25 protein-coding genes are annotated in these 22,578 nt (G+C 62.9%); 22 read left to right on the top strand and 3 right to left on the bottom strand.

All coding sequences use genetic code 11. The features are described 5' to 3' along the window. The first annotated feature begins 13 nt into the window (after positions 1–13). Positions 14–613: a ParA family protein gene (locus G8E03_RS04370; protein ID WP_166189070.1), complete on the top strand. Its 600-nt coding sequence runs from the start codon at positions 14–16 to the stop codon at positions 611–613. Here G8E03_RS04370 and G8E03_RS04365 read toward each other — a convergent pair. Further along, the gene (locus G8E03_RS04365; protein ID WP_166189068.1) at positions 606–1,133 is read right to left on the bottom strand and encodes a L,D-transpeptidase; all 528 of its coding nucleotides are present in this window, start codon (positions 1,131–1,133) and stop codon (positions 606–608) included. The two genes, G8E03_RS04370 and G8E03_RS04365, sit on opposite strands and share 8 nt — an antisense overlap. Before the next feature lie 125 nt (positions 1,134–1,258). Here G8E03_RS04365 and G8E03_RS04360 point away from each other — a divergent pair, with 125 nt between their 5' ends. From G8E03_RS04360 to G8E03_RS04345, 4 genes are all read left to right on the top strand, one after another. Further along, positions 1,259–2,350, top strand: a complete 1,092-nt coding sequence (locus tag G8E03_RS04360) for a class II histone deacetylase (RefSeq protein WP_240910425.1) — start codon at positions 1,259–1,261, stop codon at positions 2,348–2,350. 119 nt (positions 2,351–2,469) lie between these two features. Next, on the top strand, positions 2,470–3,141 hold the full coding sequence (locus G8E03_RS04355; RefSeq protein ID WP_166189066.1) for an alpha/beta fold hydrolase: 672 nt from the start codon (positions 2,470–2,472) through the stop codon (positions 3,139–3,141). A 100-nt stretch (positions 3,142–3,241) separates the two neighbouring features. Further along, complete coding sequence (locus tag G8E03_RS04350) at positions 3,242–3,964, top strand: CoA transferase subunit A (RefSeq protein ID WP_240910424.1); 723 nt, start codon at positions 3,242–3,244, stop codon at positions 3,962–3,964. Continuing rightward, on the top strand, positions 3,964–4,605 hold the full coding sequence (locus G8E03_RS04345; protein WP_166189062.1) for a 3-oxoacid CoA-transferase subunit B: 642 nt from the start codon (positions 3,964–3,966) through the stop codon (positions 4,603–4,605). The genes G8E03_RS04350 and G8E03_RS04345 overlap by 1 nt, the downstream gene beginning before the upstream one ends. Positions 4,606–4,617: 12 nt before the next feature. On the opposite strand, the gene G8E03_RS04340 is transcribed toward G8E03_RS04345, so the two are convergent. After that, positions 4,618–5,373, bottom strand: a complete 756-nt coding sequence (locus G8E03_RS04340) for a lytic transglycosylase domain-containing protein (protein WP_205793258.1) — start codon at positions 5,371–5,373, stop codon at positions 4,618–4,620. Positions 5,374–5,643: 270 nt separating this feature from the next. Here G8E03_RS04340 and G8E03_RS04335 point away from each other — a divergent pair, with 270 nt between their 5' ends. The 17 genes from G8E03_RS04335 to G8E03_RS04255 all read left to right on the top strand — a co-directional run bounded on the left by G8E03_RS04335 (position 5,644) and on the right by G8E03_RS04255 (position 21,876). Next, on the top strand, positions 5,644–5,856 hold the full coding sequence (locus G8E03_RS04335; RefSeq protein WP_166189060.1) for a Flp family type IVb pilin: 213 nt from the start codon (positions 5,644–5,646) through the stop codon (positions 5,854–5,856). A 108-nt stretch (positions 5,857–5,964) separates the two neighbouring features. After that, on the top strand, positions 5,965–6,183 hold the full coding sequence (locus tag G8E03_RS04330; RefSeq protein ID WP_166189058.1) for a hypothetical protein: 219 nt from the start codon (positions 5,965–5,967) through the stop codon (positions 6,181–6,183). A 79-nt stretch (positions 6,184–6,262) separates the two neighbouring features. Then, positions 6,263–7,114 carry a Flp pilus assembly protein CpaB gene (cpaB, locus tag G8E03_RS04325; protein ID WP_166189056.1) on the top strand — a complete coding sequence of 284 codons (852 nt, stop codon included), beginning with the start codon at positions 6,263–6,265 and terminating at the stop codon, positions 7,112–7,114. A gap of 234 nt (positions 7,115–7,348) precedes the next feature. After that, positions 7,349–8,740: a type II and III secretion system protein family protein gene (locus G8E03_RS04320; protein WP_166189054.1), complete on the top strand. Its 1,392-nt coding sequence runs from the start codon at positions 7,349–7,351 to the stop codon at positions 8,738–8,740. Then, on the top strand, positions 8,727–9,374 hold the full coding sequence (locus G8E03_RS04315) for an OmpA family protein (RefSeq protein WP_166189051.1): 648 nt from the start codon (positions 8,727–8,729) through the stop codon (positions 9,372–9,374). The genes G8E03_RS04320 and G8E03_RS04315 overlap by 14 nt, the downstream gene beginning before the upstream one ends. Before the next feature lie 119 nt (positions 9,375–9,493). Continuing rightward, entirely contained in the window at positions 9,494–10,102 is a 609-nt protein-coding gene (locus G8E03_RS04310; protein WP_166189049.1) for a TadE/TadG family type IV pilus assembly protein, read from the top strand. Beyond that, a complete protein-coding gene (locus tag G8E03_RS04305; RefSeq protein ID WP_166189047.1) occupies positions 10,099–10,740 on the top strand; it encodes a TadE/TadG family type IV pilus assembly protein in 642 nt (213 codons plus the stop codon). The genes G8E03_RS04310 and G8E03_RS04305 overlap by 4 nt, the downstream gene beginning before the upstream one ends. 17 nt (positions 10,741–10,757) lie before the next feature. Continuing rightward, a complete protein-coding gene (locus tag G8E03_RS04300; protein ID WP_166189044.1) occupies positions 10,758–11,972 on the top strand; it encodes a CpaE/TadZ family protein in 1,215 nt (404 codons plus the stop codon). Between the two features lie 50 nt (positions 11,973–12,022). Beyond that, positions 12,023–13,510 carry a TadA family conjugal transfer-associated ATPase gene (locus tag G8E03_RS04295; protein WP_166189042.1) on the top strand — a complete coding sequence of 496 codons (1,488 nt, stop codon included), beginning with the start codon at positions 12,023–12,025 and terminating at the stop codon, positions 13,508–13,510. After that, entirely contained in the window at positions 13,510–14,472 is a 963-nt protein-coding gene (locus G8E03_RS04290) for a type II secretion system F family protein (RefSeq protein ID WP_166189040.1), read from the top strand. The genes G8E03_RS04295 and G8E03_RS04290 overlap by 1 nt, the downstream gene beginning before the upstream one ends. Before the next feature lie 3 nt (positions 14,473–14,475). Then, complete coding sequence (locus G8E03_RS04285) at positions 14,476–15,486, top strand: type II secretion system F family protein (protein ID WP_166189038.1); 1,011 nt, start codon at positions 14,476–14,478, stop codon at positions 15,484–15,486. Next, positions 15,476–16,042, top strand: a complete 567-nt coding sequence (locus tag G8E03_RS04280; protein WP_205793256.1) for a tetratricopeptide repeat protein — start codon at positions 15,476–15,478, stop codon at positions 16,040–16,042. Before G8E03_RS04285 ends, G8E03_RS04280 begins: the two co-directional genes overlap by 11 nt. After that, entirely contained in the window at positions 16,039–16,887 is an 849-nt protein-coding gene (locus G8E03_RS04275; protein ID WP_166189034.1) for a tetratricopeptide repeat protein, read from the top strand. The genes G8E03_RS04280 and G8E03_RS04275 overlap by 4 nt, the downstream gene beginning before the upstream one ends. Continuing rightward, positions 16,884–17,372, top strand: coding sequence for an A24 family peptidase (locus tag G8E03_RS04270; RefSeq protein ID WP_166189032.1), 489 nt, complete (start codon positions 16,884–16,886; stop codon positions 17,370–17,372). The genes G8E03_RS04275 and G8E03_RS04270 overlap by 4 nt, the downstream gene beginning before the upstream one ends. Positions 17,373–17,375: 3 nt before the next feature. Beyond that, positions 17,376–18,689 (top strand): ATPase, encoded by a 1,314-nt coding sequence (locus G8E03_RS04265; RefSeq protein ID WP_166189029.1) that lies wholly within the window; start codon positions 17,376–17,378, stop codon positions 18,687–18,689. Beyond that, positions 18,686–19,465 carry a crotonase/enoyl-CoA hydratase family protein gene (locus G8E03_RS04260; protein WP_166189027.1) on the top strand — a complete coding sequence of 260 codons (780 nt, stop codon included), beginning with the start codon at positions 18,686–18,688 and terminating at the stop codon, positions 19,463–19,465. The genes G8E03_RS04265 and G8E03_RS04260 overlap by 4 nt, the downstream gene beginning before the upstream one ends. 26 nt (positions 19,466–19,491) lie before the next feature. After that, a complete protein-coding gene (locus G8E03_RS04255; protein WP_166189024.1) occupies positions 19,492–21,876 on the top strand; it encodes a ligase-associated DNA damage response DEXH box helicase in 2,385 nt (794 codons plus the stop codon). Between the two features lie 12 nt (positions 21,877–21,888). Here G8E03_RS04255 and G8E03_RS04250 read toward each other — a convergent pair whose 3' ends face one another. After that, positions 21,889–22,575: a M48 family metallopeptidase gene (locus G8E03_RS04250; RefSeq protein ID WP_166189022.1), complete on the bottom strand. Its 687-nt coding sequence runs from the start codon at positions 22,573–22,575 to the stop codon at positions 21,889–21,891. Positions 22,576–22,578: the final 3 nt, after the last annotated feature.

Here is a 22,578-nt window from a genome sequence, read left to right as displayed (position 1 = left end):
GCGGGAGAGAGTTATGAGCCGGATCGTTACGTTCGCACAGCAGAAAGGCGGCGCAGGAAAGACGACCGTTCTGACGCAACTCGCCCATCATTGGCTGGCGTCCGGCCTGAAGGTCGCATTGGTCGATCTGGACCCGCAGGGATCGCTGACCCGCTGGGCCGCGATGCGATCCGACATGGCGTGTACGGCCAGTTCCGACTGGAAGGCCGGCTCCGACATCCGGGCAGCCGCACGCAAGGCCGATCTGGTGCTGGTCGATTGCCCGGGAAACGCCGATATCCTGTTGCGTGCGACGATCCGGGACAGCGATCTGGTCATCGCGCCCTCCCAGCCGTCGATGATGGACCTGTGGGCACTGGAACCGGTGCTTGAGATGGCGAAGAAGGAGAAAACGCCCCTGCGCGTTCTGCTCAACCGCGTGCCGCCGACGGGGCGCGCTGCACAGGACGCGCGAGAGGTTCTGGGGGCGGATCTGCTGGATCAGCATCTGGGAAACCGCGTGATCTTTCAGCAAGCCTTCGCGATGGGAAAGGCAGCCGCCGAACTTCAGCCCAGATCGAAGGCGGCGATCGAGGTCTCCGCCGTCGCTGCCGAAATCGACGCGATCAGCTGACGACGACCGGCGTGCCGACCTGAACGGTATAATACAGGAACTCGATATCCTCGGCCGCCAGACGAAAACAACCGGAGGATGCAGCCGTACCGACGCTGTCGGGGTTGTTGGTGCCGTGAACCGCGTAATAGGTCCAATCGAAATACAGGGCGTAACTGCCCAGCGGATTGTCCGGCGCACCACCCGGAGTGGGACGAATATCAGGGTTCTTGGCCAGCATGTCGGGCGTGGGGGACCAACTGGGATTGCGCTGCTTGCGCACGATCTCGGTGCTGCCACGCCGGGTCAGATCCTCACTGCGAGGAACGGCGGAGGCCATCACCCGGCTGATCGTTCCGCCGGGCGCCCACCAAGTCAATTGACGGGCGTCCGTCGAAAAATGCAGCCCGCCGCGCGTGATGTTTGAGAAATATGGCGACCAGTCTGCAACGGTCGCTGCCCTCGTGATCGAGGGGATCATCAATGCACCACCTGCAAGCGTTGCAAGGGCGGCTCGGCGTGAAAAGTGGGTTGCAGACATGATAAAAACCTCTGAATTACAATATGTTGACCGATGACACCCTTCATCAGCCGCTCAATGTTCAAACGCCGTGAGTTGCAATCCGGTTCCCATCGGTCTCAACTGCCCAAAATGCGGAGGGTACGGTGACAGCGATTTTCAGTGATGAGCGGTGCTTTTGGCACTCCGGCGGAAATTACGCTCTGGTCGCACCTGTCGGCGGGTTGGTTCAGCCAATGATCACTGGCGGATTGCCCGAAAACCCCGAGACAAAGCGCCGCTTGCGCAATCTGATCGAGGTCACCGGCCTGTCGCGCGATCTGGATATCCGCACCGCGCCAGAGGCAACGCAGGAGGCCTTGCGTCGGGTGCATCCCGCGGACTACCTGAACGAATTCAAACGCCTGTCCGACACTGGTGGGGGTGAGATGGGGGAGCGGACGCCCTTCGGCCCCGGCGGGTTCGAGATCGCGGCGCTGTCCACCGGGCTGGTGATCGCCGCCGTGGACGGGGTGCTGCGCGGGCATTTCGACAACGCCTATGCGCTAAGCCGCCCGCCCGGGCATCACTGTCTGCCCGATACTCCCATGGGCTATTGCTTACTGGCAAATATCGCCGTCGCCATCGAGGCGGCGAAGGCTGCCGGGTTGGCTGAACGCTTCGCCGTTGTCGATTGGGACGTGCATCATGGCAATGGGACGGAGGCTATCTTTGCCGACGACCCGAACGTTCTGACCGTCTCGCTCCATCAGGCGGCCAACTATCCCTGGACGACCGGCGGCGTGCAGACCGATGCGCGCAGCAACGTCAATATCCCATTGCCCCCGGGCGGGGGGCACGTGGCCTATACTTATGCGGTGGAGCAGGTGGTGCGCCCTGTGCTGAGCACCTTCAAACCGGACATAATAATCATCGCATGTGGCTACGACGCCAGCGGCGTGGACCCCCTGGGCCGTATGCTGGCCGGGTCCGATACCTTCGCAGCCATGACACGCAGCATGATGGAGGCAGCGGACGAGCTGTGCACCGGTCGTCTGGCCATGGCGCATGAGGGCGGATATTCCGAGGTGCACGTGCCATTCTGCGGCCACGCGGTCCTGGGCGAAATGGCGCGCAGTCAGATCGTAGCGCCGGATCCCCTCAGCCCCCGGATTACGGCACACCAACCAAATGAGCGGATGAACGCCGTGTACCGCGAACTGATCGACGAGATTGCCGTTTACAATGGTTGCCGATGAAACCGACGGTTACGATGGTTGCCGATGACATTGTCGCGCTGCCCCGTGGCTGGGCTGCGGCGGGCATTCCATCGCGACAAAGTCGTTAACGCGGCCTACTCACGACAAAGGAAACGACCATGCTGATCCTGATACCGGGACATTTATGCGACCACAGATTATACGCGCCCCAGATCGCCGAATTCGACGACGTGCATGTCGCGGACGTGACGCGCGACGACGATATCGGGGCGATGGCCGACCGGGTGCTGGCCAACGCGCCTGATCGGTTCGATCTGGGCGGATTGTCGATGGGCGGCATGGTCGCGATGGAGGTGATGGCCCGCGCCCCGGACCGGGTACGCTTCGCCTGTCTGATGGCGACCGATCCGACCGCGGCGCGCGATAAGGAAAAGGAATGGCGGGCCGGGCAACAGGCCGCGGTTCGCGCCGGCGGACTGGCGGCGTTCTCGGAGCCGTTCCAGGCGATGTTCTTCGCACACGATCCGAGCGTGGGGGAACGCCTTTCGGAAACGGTCGCGCAGATGAGCGATGCTACGGACGAGGCGACATACCACCGGCAATCGGCGGCCCTGAACGGGCGACGCGCCATGCTGGAGCATCTGGACCGCTGCACGATGCCAGTGGAGGTCATCGTCGGCACCGAGGATCGGATCTGCCCGCCGAAACTGCACGAAAGCCTTGCGCAGGCCCTGCCCGCCGCCCGCCTGACACAGATCGAGGGATGCGGCCATCTGGTCAGCCTGGAGCGCCCGGACATCGTGAACACCGCTTTGCGCCGGATATTATGAGCCGCCGCAAGACCGGGTTCACGCACGAATATTTCATGGTCCGGGTCCGGCTCGCTTGACTCGGGGCCAGCGTACACGGCACATCATTCGCAAATGCAGCATGGGAGACATCGCAATGGTCAAGAAGGTCTATGGCTCGGCGGCGGAGGCGCTGGAGGGCGTCCTGTTCGACGGGATGTTTATCGCGGCGGGGGGATTCGGCCTGTGCGGCATCCCCGAAAACCTGATCGTGGCAATCCGCGATGCGGGCCCCAAGGACCTGACAATCGCGTCGAACAATGCGGGCGTCGATGGATTCGGCCTCGGCCTGCTGCTTGAAAGCCGTCAGGTGAAAAAGATGATCGCCTCCTATGTAGGGGAAAATGCGGAATTCATGCGGCAATACCTGTCGGGCGAGTTGGAGCTGGAATTCAACCCGCAAGGCACACTGGCTGAGCGGATGCGCGCCGGCGGCGCCGGCATTCCCGGATTCTACACCAAGACCGGCGTCGGCACCGTGATCGCCGAGGGCAAGGAGGTGAAGGAATTCGACGGTCAGGATTATATCCTGGAGCGCGGAATGGTCGCGGATCTGAGCATCGTCAAGGCGTGGAAGGCGGACGATTCCGGCAACCTCGTCTTTCGCAAGACGTCGCGCAACTTCAATCCGCCCGCCGCGACCTGTGGCAAGATCTGCGTGGCTGAGGTCGAGGAGATCGTGCCCTGCGGCACCCTCAACCCCGATGAAATCCATTTGCCCGGCATTTATGTGCATCGCCTGATTCAGGGTGAGCACGAAAAGCGGATCGAACAGCGCACCGTGCGCCAGCGGGAGGAAGCATGATGTCTGCTGAAATCAAAGGTTGGGATCGCAATCAGATGGCCGCACGCGCCGCGCGTGAGCTCGAAGACGGCATGTATGTGAACCTCGGCATCGGCATCCCGACGCTGGTAGCGAATTACGTCGGCGACAAGGACATCACCCTGCAATCCGAAAACGGCATGCTGGGCATGGGGCCGTTCCCCTATGAGGGGGACGAGGACCCCGACCTGATCAATGCCGGAAAGCAGACCATTACCGAGGTAAGCCGCACATCGTATTTCGACAGCGCGCAAAGCTTCGCCATGATCCGGGGCGGCAAGATCGCGGCGGCTGTTCTGGGCGCGATGGAGGTGGCGGAAAACGGCGATCTGGCCAACTGGATGATCCCCGGCAAGCTGATCAAGGGCATGGGCGGCGCGATGGATCTGGTCGCCGGTGTCGGGCGCGTCATCGTCATCATGGACCATGCCAATAAGAAGGGGGAGAGCAAGCTGCTCAAGCAATGCACCCTGCCCCTGACGGGCAAGGGCGTGGTGGACCGGATCATCACCGGAATGGGCGTGTTCGACGTGGTCGAGGGCGGCCTGAAGGTGGTGGAAATCGCCGAGGGCATCACCATGGCCGAGATCGAGGCCGCGACCGAAGCAACCCTGGTCCCGTGATCTGCGTGGCGTCTAGCCTCTGATCTCGCAAGGCCCCGTCGCACTGACCGGCGGGGTCTCGCACAACTGCCTGGCGACATGCCATGCGGCCAGAACCCGGGGCACGTAGGCCCGCGTTTCCGCATAGAGCGGCACGCCCCCCGCCCGGGCCACGGCCCCCGGCCCGGCATTATAGGCGGCAAGGGCCAGAACCGCGTCGCCATCATGCGCTACCAGCATTTGCGACAGATAGCGTGCGCCCCCCATCACATTATCGCGCGGATCGGTCGCGTCCGCGACCTGCATCAGTTCCGCAGTTGCAGGCATCAGTTGCGTCAACCCGACCGCCCCGGCCGAACTGATCGCATCGTGCGCCCCGCCCGATTCCACCATCACCAGCGACATCAGGAACGGCAGCGACAGGCCATGCGCCGCCGCCGCGTCCTGCAACGGCGCGCGATATTGCGCCAGCAAAGCCAGAAACCGGGCCCGCGAGGGGGCCGAGTAGCGCCCGGTCGCGGCCAGCGCGCCCGCGGCCTCCATTCGTCGCGGGGCCGCTGCATTTCGATCCGGTGCCACCCCACGCCAAAACCAGTTGTCCAGATCGGCCGGACTGCGCTGAACTCCGACATTGGGCCGGGCGAACAGATCGATGACGCCGCCGCGCGGCCGCTGTGCAAGCTCGCTGGAGACGGACCTGAAAACTCCGCCCCCCTGCGCGTGGGCGGCAGAGGCGATCGTCGTCACCATGACGAACAGACAGAACGACAGGATCAGACGTGCGGGCATCAGGGATTCTCTGCAAGACGGGCATCGAACGCCCCAGTTGGCTCAATCTGCCGATTTTTTGCCGCAATTGGAATCGCTCTGGCTACCTTTGTGACAACGCGGACCATTTTCGCCACATTCCCGCCACATTTGCCCCAGATTTCCACCTATGATTGCATTTCGTCAGCGTGTGGACGAACAAATTCACGCCACAAACAGTTCGCATAGTAATCCCAGTCACCGATTAGGTTCGGCGGGCGACATTCTCAGAATCTCTTGGAGGGGATCAACATGACCAAATTCTTCAGCAAGTTCGCCAAGGACGAGTCCGGCGCCGTGACGGTCGACTGGGTCGTTCTGGCAGGCGCAGTCGTCGCCCTGGCAATCGGCGTCGTCGCGACGGTCGAGTCGGGTCTGGGCACTGCCGCGACCAATGTGGGCCTGCAACTCGAAGGCGCAGTCAGCTCCACCGCGATCGGTACAGATCAGGACCTCGGCGGCTGATAGCCAACCTCTTCTAGGTTGAAATACGAATGCCGTTCGCCTTCGTTGCGAGCGGCATTTTTATATCCTCACTGTCTGTAATACGCGTACACATGAGGGGCTCGGCCCATGCGTCTCAATACTGACTTGCGTATCTTTGCCACAGACGACACGGGCGCGGTCACAGTGGATTGGATCGTTTTATGTGGGGCGGCTATCGTGCTGGGTTTGGGTGTGCTGATCCTGATCGAACCGGGTGTGGACAACAGTACGCAAGTGGTTTCCGATGCGATCGGCACCGCAGTCGTGGATCGCACTGGTGAAAGCTTCGGAGACGAATTAGACTAGTTCACGGTCGCGATCCGAATTCTGGCCCGGAGCCACAAGATATATCGTTCGATATATCACGCATATACTGGGGGGCACTATGCGGTTTCTGTTTCTACTGTTTCTAATCGTCGGATTGGGGTTGGCTGGCTTCGCCGCCTATACCGCCAAGAACCGCTTCGATGCCTATGAGGTGCGCCTCGCACGCACGCTGGAGCTGGAAGCCCAGAAGGATTCCTATGTTACCGTCGCTGTGGCGCGCCGTGCGCTGAGCTACGGTTCCGAACTGACGCCCGAACGTGTGCTGTTCGTCAACTTTCCCACCAGAGTCGTGGATATCGTCGGCGAAAACTGGTTCCTGACCGAGGACGATCTGTTTGGCGAAGACGCGCCAAACCCCAGCCTCTTGCGCAACATGGAGATGGGCGAACCGATCAGCCGCGCCAAGATCACCGGCTTCGGGCGTGAGGCGGGCGTTGCCGCGCGTCTGGGCGAGGGGTTTCGCGCCTTCACCATCCGCGTCGATGTCGCATCGGGGGTTTCGGGCTTTCTGACTCCATCCGACAGGGTGGATGTGTTCTGGTCGGGCCGTTTCCGGGGTGAGGCCGTCACCCGCCTGATCATCGAGAATATCGACCTGATCGCCGTCGATCAGATTTCGGATCAGGACCGCAACCGCCCCGTGGTGGCCCGCACGATCACCGTTCGCGCGACCCCGCAACAGGCCGCCGTTCTGGCGCAGGCTCAGGCCTCGGGCGCATTATCGCTGTCGCTGCGTGGCATCGGGGACGTGGCTGAAACGGGTGATCTAGAGGTCAATCTGGACGATGTGGTCGGCTACGTCGCCCCCGAACCGGTCATTGCCGAGGAAATCGTGCCAGAGGTCATTGCGCCCCGTCGCACAATCACGATCCGCCGCGGATCGGACGTTTCGATCGTGAATGCGGACTGATTTATGGCCCATACAAGTAAAATCGAGCAAGCATCTGGGAAAAAAGTACTTTCCCGGGAGGTCTGCGTCATACTGACGCTATATGGACACGGATCTGTTGCTGAAATCCCATAATAGCACCGTCTTACAAGTCCTTGATTCTTGCGTTTTTTCCGATTTCAGGCAGGATCAGTGGCAAGCGCACCCGGCAGAGGTGCGACTACCAGAGGTTGTGGGTCAGGAGATATCGGCAACATGCGCTTGAGAAAGCTGATTCGAGCAAGTCTGCTCGCTAGTTTGGGTGTGCTCGCGGCGAATGTCGCCGGGGCACAGCAGCAACCTGTTCTAACCGTTCAACGCGGCGCCGTCGCACAGGCGATCAGCGTTACGGTCGATCAGGCCAGCGTTTTGCAGTCGCGTGTTGGCATCAGTGAGTTGAGTCTGGCCAATCCACGGATTGCCGATGTCGCGGTGCTGAGCGATTCCAGCCTGTATGTGCTGGGCCGCGCGCCGGGGCGCACGACGCTGACGCTGATCGGGCTCGACAACCAGTTGGTCGCGAATGTCGAAATCCGCGTCACCCCGGACCTGTCGGAATTCAAGGAACGCCTGTCCGACATCCTGCCGGGTGAGAATATCGAGGTGCGCACCGCAGGCGCCGGCATTGTCCTGTCGGGGCGGGTCTCTGGCGCGCGCAAGGTCAGTCAGGCGCTGGAGCTGGCGGAACAATATGCCCCCGATAACGTCACCAATCTGATGACGGTCGGCGGATCGCAGCAGGTGATGCTGAAGGTCCGCTTCGCGGAGGTGTCGCGCACCGTGTCCCAGAACCTCGGGCTGGGCCTGGGTATCACCGATGCGGATGGTCGTTTCGTCGGAGTATTCGGCAATGCGACGGCCCCCGCGCCGCTGGTTGGGAACGACACTGCTGGAGTGGTAATATCCTCGTCGGGGCAGTTGGGCGCGTTGTTCCAGCTTGGCGATATCGGGATCGAGATCGCGATCGACGCCTTGGAATCCGAGGGATTGCTGCGCACGCTGGCCGAACCGAACCTCGTCGCACTGTCCGGGGAGGGCGCGGAATTCCTCGCCGGCGGGGAGTATCCAGTGCCGGTCATAAATGAGGAAGGATCCGTGTCTGTCGAATTCAAACCGTTCGGCATTCAATTGGCCTTCACCCCGACCGTGGTGGATGAGGATCTGATAAATCTGCAACTGGCGGCGACCGTCAGTTCGATCAACAGCGAAATAGCCGTGACCGGCGGGGGCGGCATATCGGTCAACGGTCTGAGCACGCGCAGCACACAGACCACGGTCGAAATGCGCGACGGGCAAAGTTTCGCCATTGCCGGCCTGTTGCAGGACGATTTCACAGACTCGATCTCGCAGGTTCCGCTGCTGGGTGACTTGCCTGTTCTGGGCGCCCTGTTCCGATCCACAGAATATCGACGGCAGCAAACCGAGTTGGTCATCCTGATCACACCCTATCTGGTGTCACCCACCGACGGGCAGTTGCTCTCATTGCCCACGGACCGCGTGCAAATCCCCAACGAGCGGGAATTGTTCCTGCTGGGGCAGACAGTCGGCGGCGCGGATGCCGTGGCGGCTCAGGATTTCGAGGGGGAGTACGGTTATGTTCTGGAATAAGCTGGGGCTGATTCTTGTCGTCACCGGATTGGCTGCCTGCGACCAGGGTTCACAGCGTAACGTCCTGCCCGGCTTTGGCGCTTCGGTCGAAATGAACAACGCGGTACAAGTCGGCTATGCCGTCTCGGGCCCCAGTTTCGAGGAACTGTCCGCGCGGTTCGCAGGTCAGGTGGACGATACCATCAACTTCGCGTTCAACAGTGCGGCGCTCACCCCGCAGGCGCAGGTCACGCTGGAGCAGCAGGCCGCGTGGTTGCGCCGGACGCCGCAGGCACGGTTGCGGGTCGAGGGGCATACCGATCTGGTCGGGGGTGAGAACTACAACCTGCAACTCGGACTGCGACGCGCAGAATCAGCTGTGGATTTCCTCGTTTCGCGGGGGATCAGCAGGGAACGGCTGGACGCGATTGCCACCTTCGGCGAACAGATGCCGGTGGTCGACACGACCCAGCGTGAGGTGCTGAACCGGCGAGCTGTCACCCGAGTGGCTGGCATAGCGATAGAGCTGGCCGGCGGGGAGTTCGACGGAGCGCGCGCCGACGCGATCTATGACGCCTATGTGAACCGTCCCGTCTATACGCTCAAGATCGGCAATGGCGGTGGTGGTGGCGAGGGGGGTAGCGGTCAGGATTAACGCGCTTACGCAACAATGTCGCAAGATTTCCTCGCCGCAGCTTCGCGCAAATATTTACAAGTGTCTGCTTCCTGATAGGGTCATCAGACAGGACATAATGGATCGGAACAGGCATGCGCGTGGGGCGTAAAACCTTAGACCGCATCCGCAAGTTCTTCGGGGACTCGCAGGGGGCGATTACCGTCGAATTCGTCGTAACGTTGCCGGTTCTCCTGGCTGCGCTCGGCTTTGCGGAACAGTATGGTCAAGCAATGCAGACGCGAAATTCGCTGGATGTCGCGGCACGCGATGCCGCGCGGTTCATCAGCCGTGCGCCGCTGGACCCGACCGGAACCACCGTTCCGGACGAATTTCTGTGCAAGGCGCGGGGCATAATCGAAACCCGCATGGGCGATTCGATCAGCCTGTTCGATGGCGCGGCGGATGGAACCGAACCCCTAGGCTGCACCGGATACCACACCAATGCGGGGGGTGAGATCGCGACAAACGAGAATGGCCAGCCGATTGTCGATTCCATCTCCATCGTCTCCACCGCCACCTCTACACAGATCACTATCAAGGCCTATGCCGAGTTCGCGTTCGTCAAGTTCATTGGAATGCGCGACAACGACGCCGAATTTACCACTGAGAACGGCGTCGCTGTCTACAATTACACCGAACTGGAACAGCGCAGTTTCGCGGAGGGCATCTTCATGACCGCCACCGAAAACTGGCCGAGAACGCAATGACGCGCCTGTTGGCAAATGCGCGTCGCGCCGCTGGTCGGTTCGTCAGACGGGACCGGGGGGCCGCGTCGCTGGAATTCGTGATCGTGTTCATACCGCTGATCCTATTGATTCTGCTGATCGTTCAGGTCTCCATCGCGTATCATTGGGCGTTGAGCGCGCAAAAGGGGTTGGAGATGGCGGCACGCCTCGCGGCTGTCACGCCACCGGTTTCCACGTCGCTGACGGTGCAGACCGGACTGGGCACGCGGGTGATAAATCGCAATGTCGCGGCAGGGGCGAATGCGGGCGATGCCTGCTATCTGGGCGCGTGTGAGCCGATCCCGACGCAAGTGTGCAACGGCTCCGCCTTCATCCCGCGTGAGGATGGCAGCATGCCCGACAGCAATTGCGATCTCACCCGGTTCAAGCTGATCTACGATGAGGTCGACCGCTTCGCCTATTCGCTGGAGCTGGAGGATTTCGCGATCGCATATGAGGATGTAAATCTGGGCTCTGCCGGACAGACATACGTGCCGCTGATCGTTCTGGCCGTCAGCCCGCAATCCATGCCGATGATTCTGCGAATGTTCGACACGACGGTCGAGTTCGAAATCCCCGAGATCCTCGCCACGATCGTGGCCGAAGACCTCAGCAACTAAGGGCGGTAAGATCCGGAATGGCGCTACTCAGAAAAAAGCCGGCGACACCAGATGCCCTCGCCATCGCGCGGGAGATGGATCAGTTCGATCTGTTGATCGAGGATCTGGACAGTGAATATGGCCAAGGCTGGCTGGGCGCGGGCCTGGACGATGCGCTCACACAGATCGCGGGTCTGGACCCCGATGCGACGGAATGCGTCATCCTGGCCGTGCAGCGTGCGGATGAGGGCGAACTGGACCCGTATGTCGGCATCGTGACGGCGGCGAAGGCCCGCGGGCTGCCTGTGCTGCTGGTGGTCGAGGAATTGACAGCAACCGCCTTGCACAGGTTGGTGCGTGCCGGCGCGGACGAGTTCACGCCCTACCCGATGCCCGAGGGCGTGTTGGCAGAGACTCTGGAAAAGATGCGCGTGGCATCGCATCAGCCCGCACATGTCGGCGATATGTCGGCGCGGCGCGGGATGATCCTGCCGGTGCAGGGCATCGCGGGCGGCGTCGGGGCCACGACCCTGGCCGTCAATCTGGCATGGGAGATGGCGCAGACCCCGCGCAAGGTCTCGCGCAAGGTCTGTATCATTGATCTGAACCTGCAATTCGGGTCGGTCGCGACTTATCTGGATCTGGCCCGGCGCGAGGCGACGATGCAGTTGCTGACCGAACCACAGGGGCAGGACAAGGCCGCGATCGGCGATGCGATGGTGACCTATGGCAAGAAGCTGTCCGTCCTGACCGCCCCGCCCGATACGGTTCCCTTCGAGATTGTGGAGAACGAGGATATTCGCCGCATTCTGGATGTGGCGGCCACAACCCATGATTTCGTCATCGTGGACATGCCTTCGGTTCTGGTGGGATGGACCAGCGTCGTTCTGGAGATGGCGGAGACCTATTTCGCCGTGATGGAGCTGGACATGCGCTGCGCCCAGAACATGCTGCGGTTCCTGCGCGCGCTGAAGGCCGAGGACCTGCCGTTGGAGAAGGTGCAATACGTGATGAACCGCGCCCCCGGCGGCCTGACCGGTGGCGGCAAGGGGCGCGTCAAGCGCATGGCGGAATCGCTGGGCATCGAATACAATGTCATGTTGCCCGATGGCGGCAAGGCCGTGATGAACGCCGCCGATCAGGGTGTGCCACTCGCGGAGGGCGCTTCCGGCAATGCCTTGCGCAAGGAAGTGCGCAAGATTGCAGGGTCGCTGGCCGAATTGGCCGAGAAACAGCAGACAGACGCGATCTGAGGATCGCAGCCCGGCCGGGACGCCGGGACGAGGTTGAGGGGGGTACGGCATTGTTTTCACGTTATCAGAAGCCGGGGCAAAAACCGGGTCAGCGGGCTGCACAACCCTCGCCCCGCCCTCAGGCTTCACCCGCGCTGGAAAAGTCCGGGGTTGCGGCAACTGGCAGCGCCCCGCCTGCGGGCGCCACGACACCATCACCGAAATTGAGCAAGGCCCAGCCTGAAACGGCGGCGCAGATCGCTGAGAAGGAACGGGACGCCAAGCGCCGCGCCCGCCTGCTCGACATCCGCATGGAACTGCACCGCCGGTTGCTGGAAACCCTGAACCTCGCCGTGCTCGACAAGGTCAGTGAGGGCGATCTGCGGCGTGAGATCAGCGCGATCAGCCGCGAGGGGCTGCGCGAACAGGGCATCGTCCTGAACGCGGCCGAGGTCGAGCAGCTCAACAATGATCTGTATGACGAGGTGACGGGCCTGGGCCCGCTGGAACCGCTGCTGAAGGATCCGACCGTCAACGACATCCTCGTGAACTCGCACCGTCAGGTCTTCGTCGAGCGCAAGGGCAAGCTGCAACTGACCGATACCGTCTTCAAGGATGAGAAGCACCTGCTGCGGGTCATCGACAAGATCGTCAGCGCCGTGGGCCGGCGGGTGGATGAATCGAACCCCTATGTCGATGCGCGCCTGTCGGACGGATCACGTTTCAACGCGCTGGTCCCGCCCTGCGCGGTGGACGGCCCGCTGGTGTCGATCCGTAAATTCTCCAAGGACAAGCTGAGCATCGACGAGCTGATCGACTTCGGCGCCTTCACCGAGGAAATGGCCGCCTATCTGCAAGCGGCCGTGTCGTGCCGGCTGAACATCATCGTGTCGGGCGGTACGGGTTCGGGCAAGACGACGACATTGAACGCCCTGTCCTCGTTCATCGACAATTCCGAGCGGATCGTGACCATCGAGGATACCGCCGAACTGCAACTGCAACAGGTCCATATCGGCCGCATGGAAAGCCGCCCCCCCAATGTCGAGGGGCGCGGCGAGGTCACGCAGCGCGACCTGCTGCGCAACGCCCTGCGGATGCGCCCGGACCGGATCATCGTGGGTGAAACCCGCGGCGACGAGGTGATCGACATGTTGCAGGCCATGAACACCGGCCACGACGGCTCGATGACGACGATCCACGCGAACTCATCCCGTGACGCGATCAGCCGTCTGGAAAACATGATCGCGATGACCGGTGTGGAAATGCCGATGAGCGCCAGCCGCGCGCAAATCGCCGCGGCCGTTAACCTGGTGGTACAGGTCAGTCGTCTACAAGATGGTTCGCGCCGAATGGTCTCGGTGACGGAGCTGACAGGGATGGAGGGGGATATCGTGTCGATGCAGGAAATCTTCCGCTTCAAGCGGACCGGTCTGGATGCGGATAACATGATCCTTGGGCATTTCACCGCGACGGGCCTGCGCTCAATCCACTCGGATCGGTTCAGACAGTGGGGATATGAGCTGCCCAATTCCATCTACACTCCCGTGAAGACAGACTGATGTCGTTCGAGCCGATCATCTATGCCATGATCTTCGTCGGCGTCCTGCTGATGGTCGAAGGGGTGTACCTGCTGATCTTCGGCAAGTCGGTGCGCCTGGAAAGCAAGGTCAACCGCAGGCTGGAACTGCTGGAAAAGGGTGAGGACCCCGAGGACGTGCTGGAAACCCTGCGCGCCGAGCGGGACCAGCATCGCCGCAATTCCGGAATCCCGATCATGGCGCCGCTATACGAACGTGCGGCGCAGGCGAACATCGCGTTCACGCCGCGCGGTCTGGTGCTGGTCATCGGCATGATGGCGATCATGGTCTTCGTACTGCTGACGATCTTCTCCAGCGCGGCACTGGTTCTGCGGATCGGCATCTCGATCCTGATGGGGTTCGGCGGGGTCTACCTTTGGCTGAACAACAAGGCCAAGGCGCGCATGGCCCTGTTTGAGGAACAATTGCCCGACGCGGTGGAACTGATCGTGCGGTCCTTGCGGGTGGGGCATCCGTTCTCCTCCTCCGTCTCCATCGTGGCGCATGAGATGCCTGATCCGCTGGGCACCGAATTCGGCATCATCGCGGATGAGGCGACATATGGCATGGACATCACGGAATCGCTGGCCCGGATGGCGGAGCGTATTTCGGTCCAGGATTTGCGGTTCCTGTCGGTCGCGGTCAGCATTCAGGCGCAATCGGGCGGCAATCTGGCCGAGGTTCTGGCAGGCCTGTCGGCTGTGATCCGATCACGCTTCAAGCTGTTCCGCCGGGTCAAGGCAATCACGGCGGAGGCCCGCTGGTCCGGCTGGTTCCTCTCGGTCTTCCCTCTGCTGGCGATCATCATCATCCAGTTGGTGGAGCCGAATTATTACGACGAGGTTCAGGAAACCTCTCTGTTTACCCCGGCGGTGATCGTCGTGGGTGTGTTTCTGGTGGTCAACGTCCTGTTCATGCGGGCGATGGTCAATATCAAGGTCTGACCGATGGATGCAGTGCTCGACAAGCTCGACACGGCTTACGTGTTTCTGGAGGCGGCGCTGGGGCCGCTGGGACCGCTCTATGCCTCCATCGCGCTGATGTTGCTGATGCTGGCACTGGCCGCACCGATCGCGCTGCGCCGCCCGGCGGACCGGCTCGACCGGCTGCATGAGGACGGGGGCCATAGCGGTCAGTCCCGGCCGGGCAAGACGCGGCCAGTTCAGCAGCAGACCGGCCTGCAACTGCGCCACGATCCCGGCGCACGGGGTCTGGCCTCGCTCGCACCGTATCTGGAACCGCAGGACCAGAAGGAATTCTCGGAAATCCGGCTGAAGCTGACCCGCGCGGGCTATCGCAGCCGCTCCGCCGTTTCGACCTTCTTTTTCCTTCGGGTGACGCTGGGCATCGGGCTGCTCGGAACGGGGCTGGTGTTTTATCTGATCACGGCAGGCGACAATACCGACCTGACCAAGATGATGATGTATGTCGCGATCCCCGGTCTGATCGGCTACATGGGGCCGAATTACTGGGTCACCAAACGCCTGCAGGAACGGCAGGAGGAAATCGCCGTCGGCTTTCCCGATGCGCTGGACCTGATGCTGGTCTGCGTCGAGGCGGGCCAGTCGCTGGATCAGGCGATCCTGCGCGTGTCCGAGGAAATCCGCGTCGGCTATCCTACCCTGGCCGAGGAATTCGAGATCGTCGCGAACGAAGTGCGCGCAGGCAAGGACCGCGTCACCGTGCTGCGCGACATGGCTGAACGCTGCGGCGTGCCGGACGTGTCCAGCTTCGTCACCGTTCTGATCCAGTCCGCCAGCTTCGGCACGTCGATCGCCTCGGCGCTGCGGGTCTATGGCGCGGAAATGCGCGACAAGCGGGTCATGCGGGCGGAGGAGAAGGCCAACACCCTGCCCACGAAACTGACCCTGGGCACGATGCTGTTCACAGTGCCGCCGCTGCTGATCATTCTGGTCGGACCGTCGGTCTATGACATCCTGAACACCCTTGGCGGGTAGGGCCGTGCTGATCCTGCTGGTTATGCTGACCGCCTGCACGCCGCAGGAACCGGTTCCGCAGATGCGCAGTGTCATGCCCACCGTCTATGACGTGGATCAGGTGGACGATCCGCTGGCGACCGGACATTTGTTGATGCGGGCGGGGCAGTACGAATTGGCCCTGCGCGCCTTCACCCGCGCCTATGCAAGCGGGCAGACCGGCCCGTCAGGACAGATCGAGGCCGCGCTAGGGACCGTCAACGCACGGCTGGGCCGGTTGCGCGCAGCGAAACGGTTTCTGGAGATCGCGGTGGATAAGGCACCCGCCTCGGTCGAGGCATGGAACAATCTGGGCGTCGTCGCCCTGAGCATGCAAGACCTCGCCACGGCCCGCAACGCCTTCCAGACCGCATTCGCGTTGTCGAGCGGTTCGAACGAGGTCGCCCGCGCCAATCTGGCCCGGATCGAGGAATTGCAGGGCGACGTCGTGCCGGTATCTGACACCGCACATACGGATTTGACGCTGGTACGACAGGGATCGGGTCGGTATCTTCTGGGCGAGGGGGAGGCAGAATGAAACGCAAACTGGCGATTTTGGGCACGGCAGGGGTGATGGCGCTGAGCGCGTGCGAACCGCGCGCCCCCTTCGACCCGACGCCGCAGGCGCTCAATGCAATCGACAGCGTGAACCTGACGGAACTGATGCTGACCACCGGTGAGCCGGAGGCCGCAGTGCAGTTTTTCCGATCCTCCCTGGCGGATGAGCCGGACCGGCTGGATTTCCAGCGGGGCTATGCCATCAGCCTGACCCGCGCCGACCGAAACGACGAGGCTGTCATCGCGTTCGAGCGGCTGGACGAACAGGGCAATCTGGAGGATCGCGACCGCATCACCTATGCGCAATCGCTGGTGCGCCTGAATCAGTGGGACCGCGCCGAAGCACAATTGTCGCTCGTACGCGGCGGGGCCGAGGAATACCGCTGGAACCAGCTCAACGCCATTGTCGCGGACAATTACGAACGGTGGGATGCGGCGGACGGTTTTTATGCCAAGGCGCGCAACCTCACCTCGCAACCGGCGCCGATCCTCAACAACTGGGGCGTATCCAAGATGTCGCGCGGCGATCTGGTGGGGGCAGCGCGGCAATTTTCCGAATCCGTCCGCTACGATCCGCAAAGCTTCGGCGCGAAGAACAACCTCGCCATCGCGCGGGCGTTACAGGGCAACTACGCCCTGCCCGTCGTCCCGTTGAGCGAGGAAGAGCGGGCGCAAATCTATCACAACATGGCCCTCGTCGCGCTGCGCCAGGATCAGCCCGATATCGCGCGCGGGCTGCTGGAACTGGCGGTGGAAACACATCCGCGCCACTTCGCCGCCGCCGCGGATAAGCTGGCTGCCTTGCAAAGTGCCGTGAACAGATGACCCCGACCATAGCCCTGATTCACCTGTGTGCTGTTGCCATTCCCGCGCTGATCGCGGTCTGGACAGATTTCAGCGCCATGCGCATTCCGAACCGGATCAGTATCGCGATGCTCGCGATCTTCGTGATCGTGGTGCCGCTGACGGTGCCGCTGAGCGAAATTCCGATGCGCCTGCTGGCGGGGGGCATCGTCTTCGCCATCGGTCTGGTGCTCTATGCATTGGGGCAGATGGGCGCGGGGGATGTCAAATTCGCTGCGGCAGTCTTTCTGTTCGTCGATCCTGCGGACATGACGTTTTTCATGCGTATCCTGGGAATCATGGCGCTGACGGGTCTGCTGACCCACCGCATGGTCGGGCGGATTCCCGCTATGCGCGCGATGGCCCCCGATTGGGCGAGCTGGTCGGCAAAGGGCGTTTTCTCCTACGGGGTGGCGCTATCGGTGTCGCTGATCTTCTACCTCCTGCTGCTCGCGACGGAAATCTGAGATATGAGCGCGCTGCCACAGACCGCACCACAGGCCCCCACCCGACTGGAGGATCTGGGGCTGGACACCACGTTCGCGCGGGACCTGATGCTCAAGACCATGTTTCGGATGAGCCTTAGCCTGCCCACGGAACTGGCGCGGGCCTGCGGTGTGATGACGCCGATCATCGACGCGCTGATCGACATTGCCCGCACGCAAAACCTGATCGAGACGTTGGGAAACCGGGGGGTCGAGGCGGCCTCCGAGCTGCGCTATCAACTGACCGATCTGGGCCGCGCGCGGGCGCAGGACGCACTGGCGCAATCGGAATACTACGGAACCTTTCCGATCTCGCTCGACGCATTCGAGGCACAGAGCAAACGGCAAAGCGTTGCCGGCGCGGCAATCCGCAAGGCTCAGCTGGAGGCCGCATCGAACCATCTGGTCCTGCCGCCCGGAATGCTCGACAAATTGGGACCGGCGGTGAATTCGGGCCGTTCCATCCTGTTCTACGGCCCGCCGGGCAACGGCAAATCCGTGCTGTCCGAGGCGATCCGCGATGCGCTGGGGGATGCGGTCTTCATCCCGCATACCCTGGTCGTGTTCGGGCAGACCATCAGCCTGTTCGATCCGATCGTGCATCAGGTCATTGCCGGTCCGCAATCCGATCCCCACGCGATCAGATCACGCCCGCCATTCGACCCGCGCTATGTGATGTGCAAGCGGCCCTCGGTCATCACGGGGGGGGAACTGACGCTGGACATGCTCGATCTGGGCTACAATCCGGTCAGCCGCACCTATCAGGCACCCTTGCAGCTCAAGGCGACGGGCGGGGTGTTTATCGTTGACGATCTGGGCCGGCAACGCGAAAGCGCGCAGGCACTGATGAACCGCTGGATCGTGCCGATCGAACAACGCTACGATCTGCTGAGCCTGCAATCGGGGCAGAAGTTCACCGTGCCGTTCGACACGCTTGTGATCTTCTCCACCAACTTCGCGCCCACGGACCTGTTCGACGGTGCCGCGTTGCGGCGGATTTACTACAAGGTCAAGATCGATCGACCGGGGCAGCAGGACTTCCTCAAGATGTTCGTCATCATGTCGCGCAAGGCCGGGTTCGAACCGCGTGAGGATGTCATCACGCACATGCTGCGCAATCTGTATCCCAGCCCGAACGGGCCTTTCGCGGCCTATCATGCGCCCTTCTTGATGAGCCAGATGGGCTCGATCTGCGATTACGAGGGGATCGCGCGTGAAATGACGATCCCGTTGATGGAACGGGCGTGGGAGAACCTCTACGTCGATAGCGACTCCAGCGATGCGAAGGGAATGGGATGACCGACCGGGTTACGATCGAGATCACGGATCACGTCGCGCATGTGCGCCTGAACCGTGCGGACAAGATGAACGCGCTGGACCCCGCGATGCTGGACGGGATCGTCGCCGCGGGCGAGGCGGTGAACCGCGACGACGTGCGCGCCGTGGTGCTGTCGGGCGCGGGGCGGGCGTTCTGTGCCGGTCTGGATGTGGCGAGCTTCGGCGTGCTGGGCGCGGACCCGGCCGCCCTGTTGGATCGCACGCACGGGCGCTCGAACCTGTTTCAGCGCGTGGCGATGGTCTGGCACGAGCTGCCCATGCCGGTCATCGCAGCGGTACATCACACATGCTTCGGCGGCGGGCTGCAAATCGCGCTGGGGGCCGATATCCGCATTGCGGCCCCGGACACGCGGCTGAGCATCATGGAAATGAAATGGGGTCTTGTCCCCGACATGGGCGGCATGGTCCTGCTGCCGCGTCTGATGCGGGCCGACGTGATGAAGCGGCTGATCTACACGGGTGAGGTCTTCGCCGCGCAGCAGGCGCAGGACTGGGGGCTTGTGACGGAAATCGCGGAGGATCCGCTGGCCCGCGCGCAGGCCCTGGCGGCAGACATCGCGGGCAAGTCGCCCAGCGCCGTACGCACGGCCAAGGCCCTGTCGGAAATCGCCGCCACCCAAACGCCGGAGGAAGTCCTGCTGGCGGAATCGCGGCTTCAGGCCGATCTGATCGGCAAGCCGCATCAGATGGAGGCGGTAATGGCCAACGTTCAGAAACGTGCGCCGGTGTTTGAATGAGGCCCCCGCTGGATTAACTCCGCCCTATGGAGTTGCCCAAGTTATTCACCGACTGGTTCGCCGCAAAGGGGTGGTCGCCGCATCCGCATCAGCGTGCCCTGCTGCAGGCGGAGGCCCGCTCCACCCTGCTGATCGCCCCAACCGGTGGCGGCAAGACGCTGGCCGGGTTCCTGCCCTCGCTGGTGGAACTGGCCGCAGGGCCGCATAAGGGGATGCACACGCTCTATATCTCACCGCTCAAGGCGCTGGCCGCGGACATTCGCCGCAACCTGGATGCACCAGTGCGCGAAATGGGATTGGATCTGCGGATCGAGGATCGGACCGGCGACACCAAACAGAGCATGCGGCAACGCCAGAGGGTCGATCCGCCCCATATCCTGCTGACAACACCCGAAAGCCTGGCCCTGTTGCTGAGCTATGAGGAGGCACCGCGCATCTTCGGCGGGTTGCGGCGCGTCGTGGTCGATGAGATTCACGCCCTGGCCGAAAGCAAACGCGGCGATCAGATGACCTTGTGCCTGGAGCGGCTGGAAACCCTCGCCCCCGGCCTGCGCCGCACGGGGTTGAGCGCCACGGTCGAGGATCCGCCTGCCCTCGCCCGGTTTCTGGGCCCTGATACGCATTTGCTCGTCGCCGATCCCGGCCCGCCCGCCGATATCGAGATGCTGGAAACCGAGCAGCCGCCGCCGTGGTTCGGTCAGGGCGGGCGACATGCCGCGCGTGAGGTTCTAGAACAGATCCGCCAACACAAGATCACCATCGTCTTCATAAACACCCGCGCCCAGTCGGAGCTGTTCTTTCAGGCGCTATGGGCGGTGAACGACGAAAACCTGCCGATCGGGCTGCATCATGGCTCGCTCAGCCGCGATGCTCGCCAGCGGGTCGAGGCGGCCATGGTCAGCGGCGCGTTGCGCGCCGTCGTGGCCACCGGATCGCTGGATCTGGGCATCGATTGGGGCGATGTCGATCTGGTGATCCAGGTCGGCGCGCCCAAGAACGTCAAGCGGCTGGTCCAGCGGATCGGCCGGGCCAACCACCGCTACAACGCGCCCAGCAAGGCGCTGATCGTGCCAGCGAACCAGTTCGAGATCATCGAATGCCGTGTCGCGTTGGAGGCGGCGCGCCATGCCGATCTGGACGGCGACCCGCGCCCCGACGCGCCACTGGACGTGTTGTGCCAGCATATCCTGCTGACCGCCTGCTCCGCCCCCTTCGCGGCGGAGGCCCTGTTTGCCGAGATCAAGCGCGCCGGCGCATACCGCACCGTCAGCCGCGCCGCGTTCGAGCGGTGTCTGGATTACTGCGCCACCGGCGGCTATGCCCTGCGCGCCTATGACCGCTATCAACGGTTGGTGGAGCGGGACGGCAAGTGGCAATTGCGCGACCCGCGTGCCGCGCGTGACCTGCGAATGAATGTCGGCACCATCCTCGACCAGAACAACCTCAAGGTGGCCTATCGGCGGGGCAAGACATTGGGTGAGATCGAGGAAGGCTTCGCCAGCACGCTGGTCCCCGGCGACACCTTCCTGATCGGCGGTCAGGTGGTGAAATACGAGGGCCTGCGTGAGATGACGGTGCAGGTAAGCGCGTCGAGCGGCAAGGAACCGAAGATCGCCACCTTCGGCGGTACGAAACTGGCCATGTCCACCAGACTGGCGCACCGCCTGCTGGCCTTTCTGAACGATCGCAGTGCGTGGTCGCGCTTGCCCGATCACACCGCCGACTGGCTGGACCTGCAATCCCGGATCAGCAAAATGCCGCAAGCCGACCGCCTACTGGTTGAGACATTCAAGCGCGGGCCGCAGTTCCATTCGGTCTGGTATGCCTTTGCCGGGCGCAACGCGCATCAGACGCTGGGCATCATCCTGACCCGCCGGATGGAGGCTGCGGGGCTGGGCCCTCTCGGCTTTGTCGCCAATGATTACGCCCTGATGATCTGGGCGCTCGACCCGGTGGAGGATCCGGGCAGCTTGCTGGATCAGGGTGATCTGAGAGAGGCCCTGGACACCTGGTTTTCCGAGAACATGGTGATGAAGCGGACATTCCGCATTCCCGCCCGCGTCGCCGGACTGATCAGCCAGAACCAACCGGGTCAGCGTAAATCAGGCCGTCAGGCGACGTTTTCCACCGATATCCTCTACGATACGCTGCGCCGATACGACCCCGATCACCTGATGCTGCAGATCACCCGCGACGAGGCGATGCGCGGCATGGTCGATTTCGACCGGATCGAGGAGTTGATGGATCGGATCAAGGGGCGGGTGGACCACGTGGCCGCCCCGCATGTCACGCCCTTGAGCGCCCCGCTGATCCTTGAAGTCGGCCGCGTGCCGGTAAAGGGCGAGGCCGAGCGCCGCCTGCTGGACGAGGAAATCGGCGCGCTCCTGCGTGAGGCGAAGATCGGGCAGTAACCCGCGCGCCCGTCAGGGATCGAAACGATAGCGGTGCAGATCCGCTCCCTCGCGGCGCAGCCAGTCGCGATGCACCTGCCAGCCGGGCTTCAGCCGGTCGACGATGGCCCAGAAATCGGGGGAATGGTTCATTTCCACCAGATGCGCGACCTCATGCGCGGCGACGTAGTCCAGCACCTCGACCGGGGCCATGATCAACCGCCACGAAAACATCAGGTTGCCGTCCGAGGTGCAACTGCCCCAGCGCGAGCGGGTGTCGCGCAGGGTCAATTTTCCCGGCACCTCCCCGAGCTGGGCCGCATAGCGCGTGGTCGCGGTGGCCAGCCTGTCACGGGCCAGCCCACGCAACCAGGCGGACAGCGCACTGCCCGTCCCCGCGCGGGGAACCTCCAGCAGACCGGGTTCAGCCCGGATGCCGCGACGGCCCGTCAATTGCACGGTATGCAGCCGCCCCTCCACCGGGATCCGCGCGCCCTCGACAATGTCCACGGGTTGCGGGGTGCGCCCCAATGCGGCGCGCAACCAGTCCTCACGCTCAATCAGGAAACCATCTATCGCATGCCGCGCCACCCGGCGGGGCGCGGTCAGGATCGGGTCGCCCCCGATGGAGGGCACGCGCAACGTCAGTTGCCGCGCCTGCGTGGACCGACGCAGAACCACGGTGATCGGCGGCGATCCGATGCGCAGCACCTCGGCCATCGC

It is taken from the genome of Pontivivens nitratireducens (assembly GCF_011290545.1).
GTDB classification, from domain to species: Bacteria; Pseudomonadota; Alphaproteobacteria; order Rhodobacterales; family Rhodobacteraceae; genus Pontivivens; species Pontivivens nitratireducens.
Note: the sequence above shows the minus strand (reverse complement) of the source record. Positions and strands in the feature narration are given on the sequence as shown.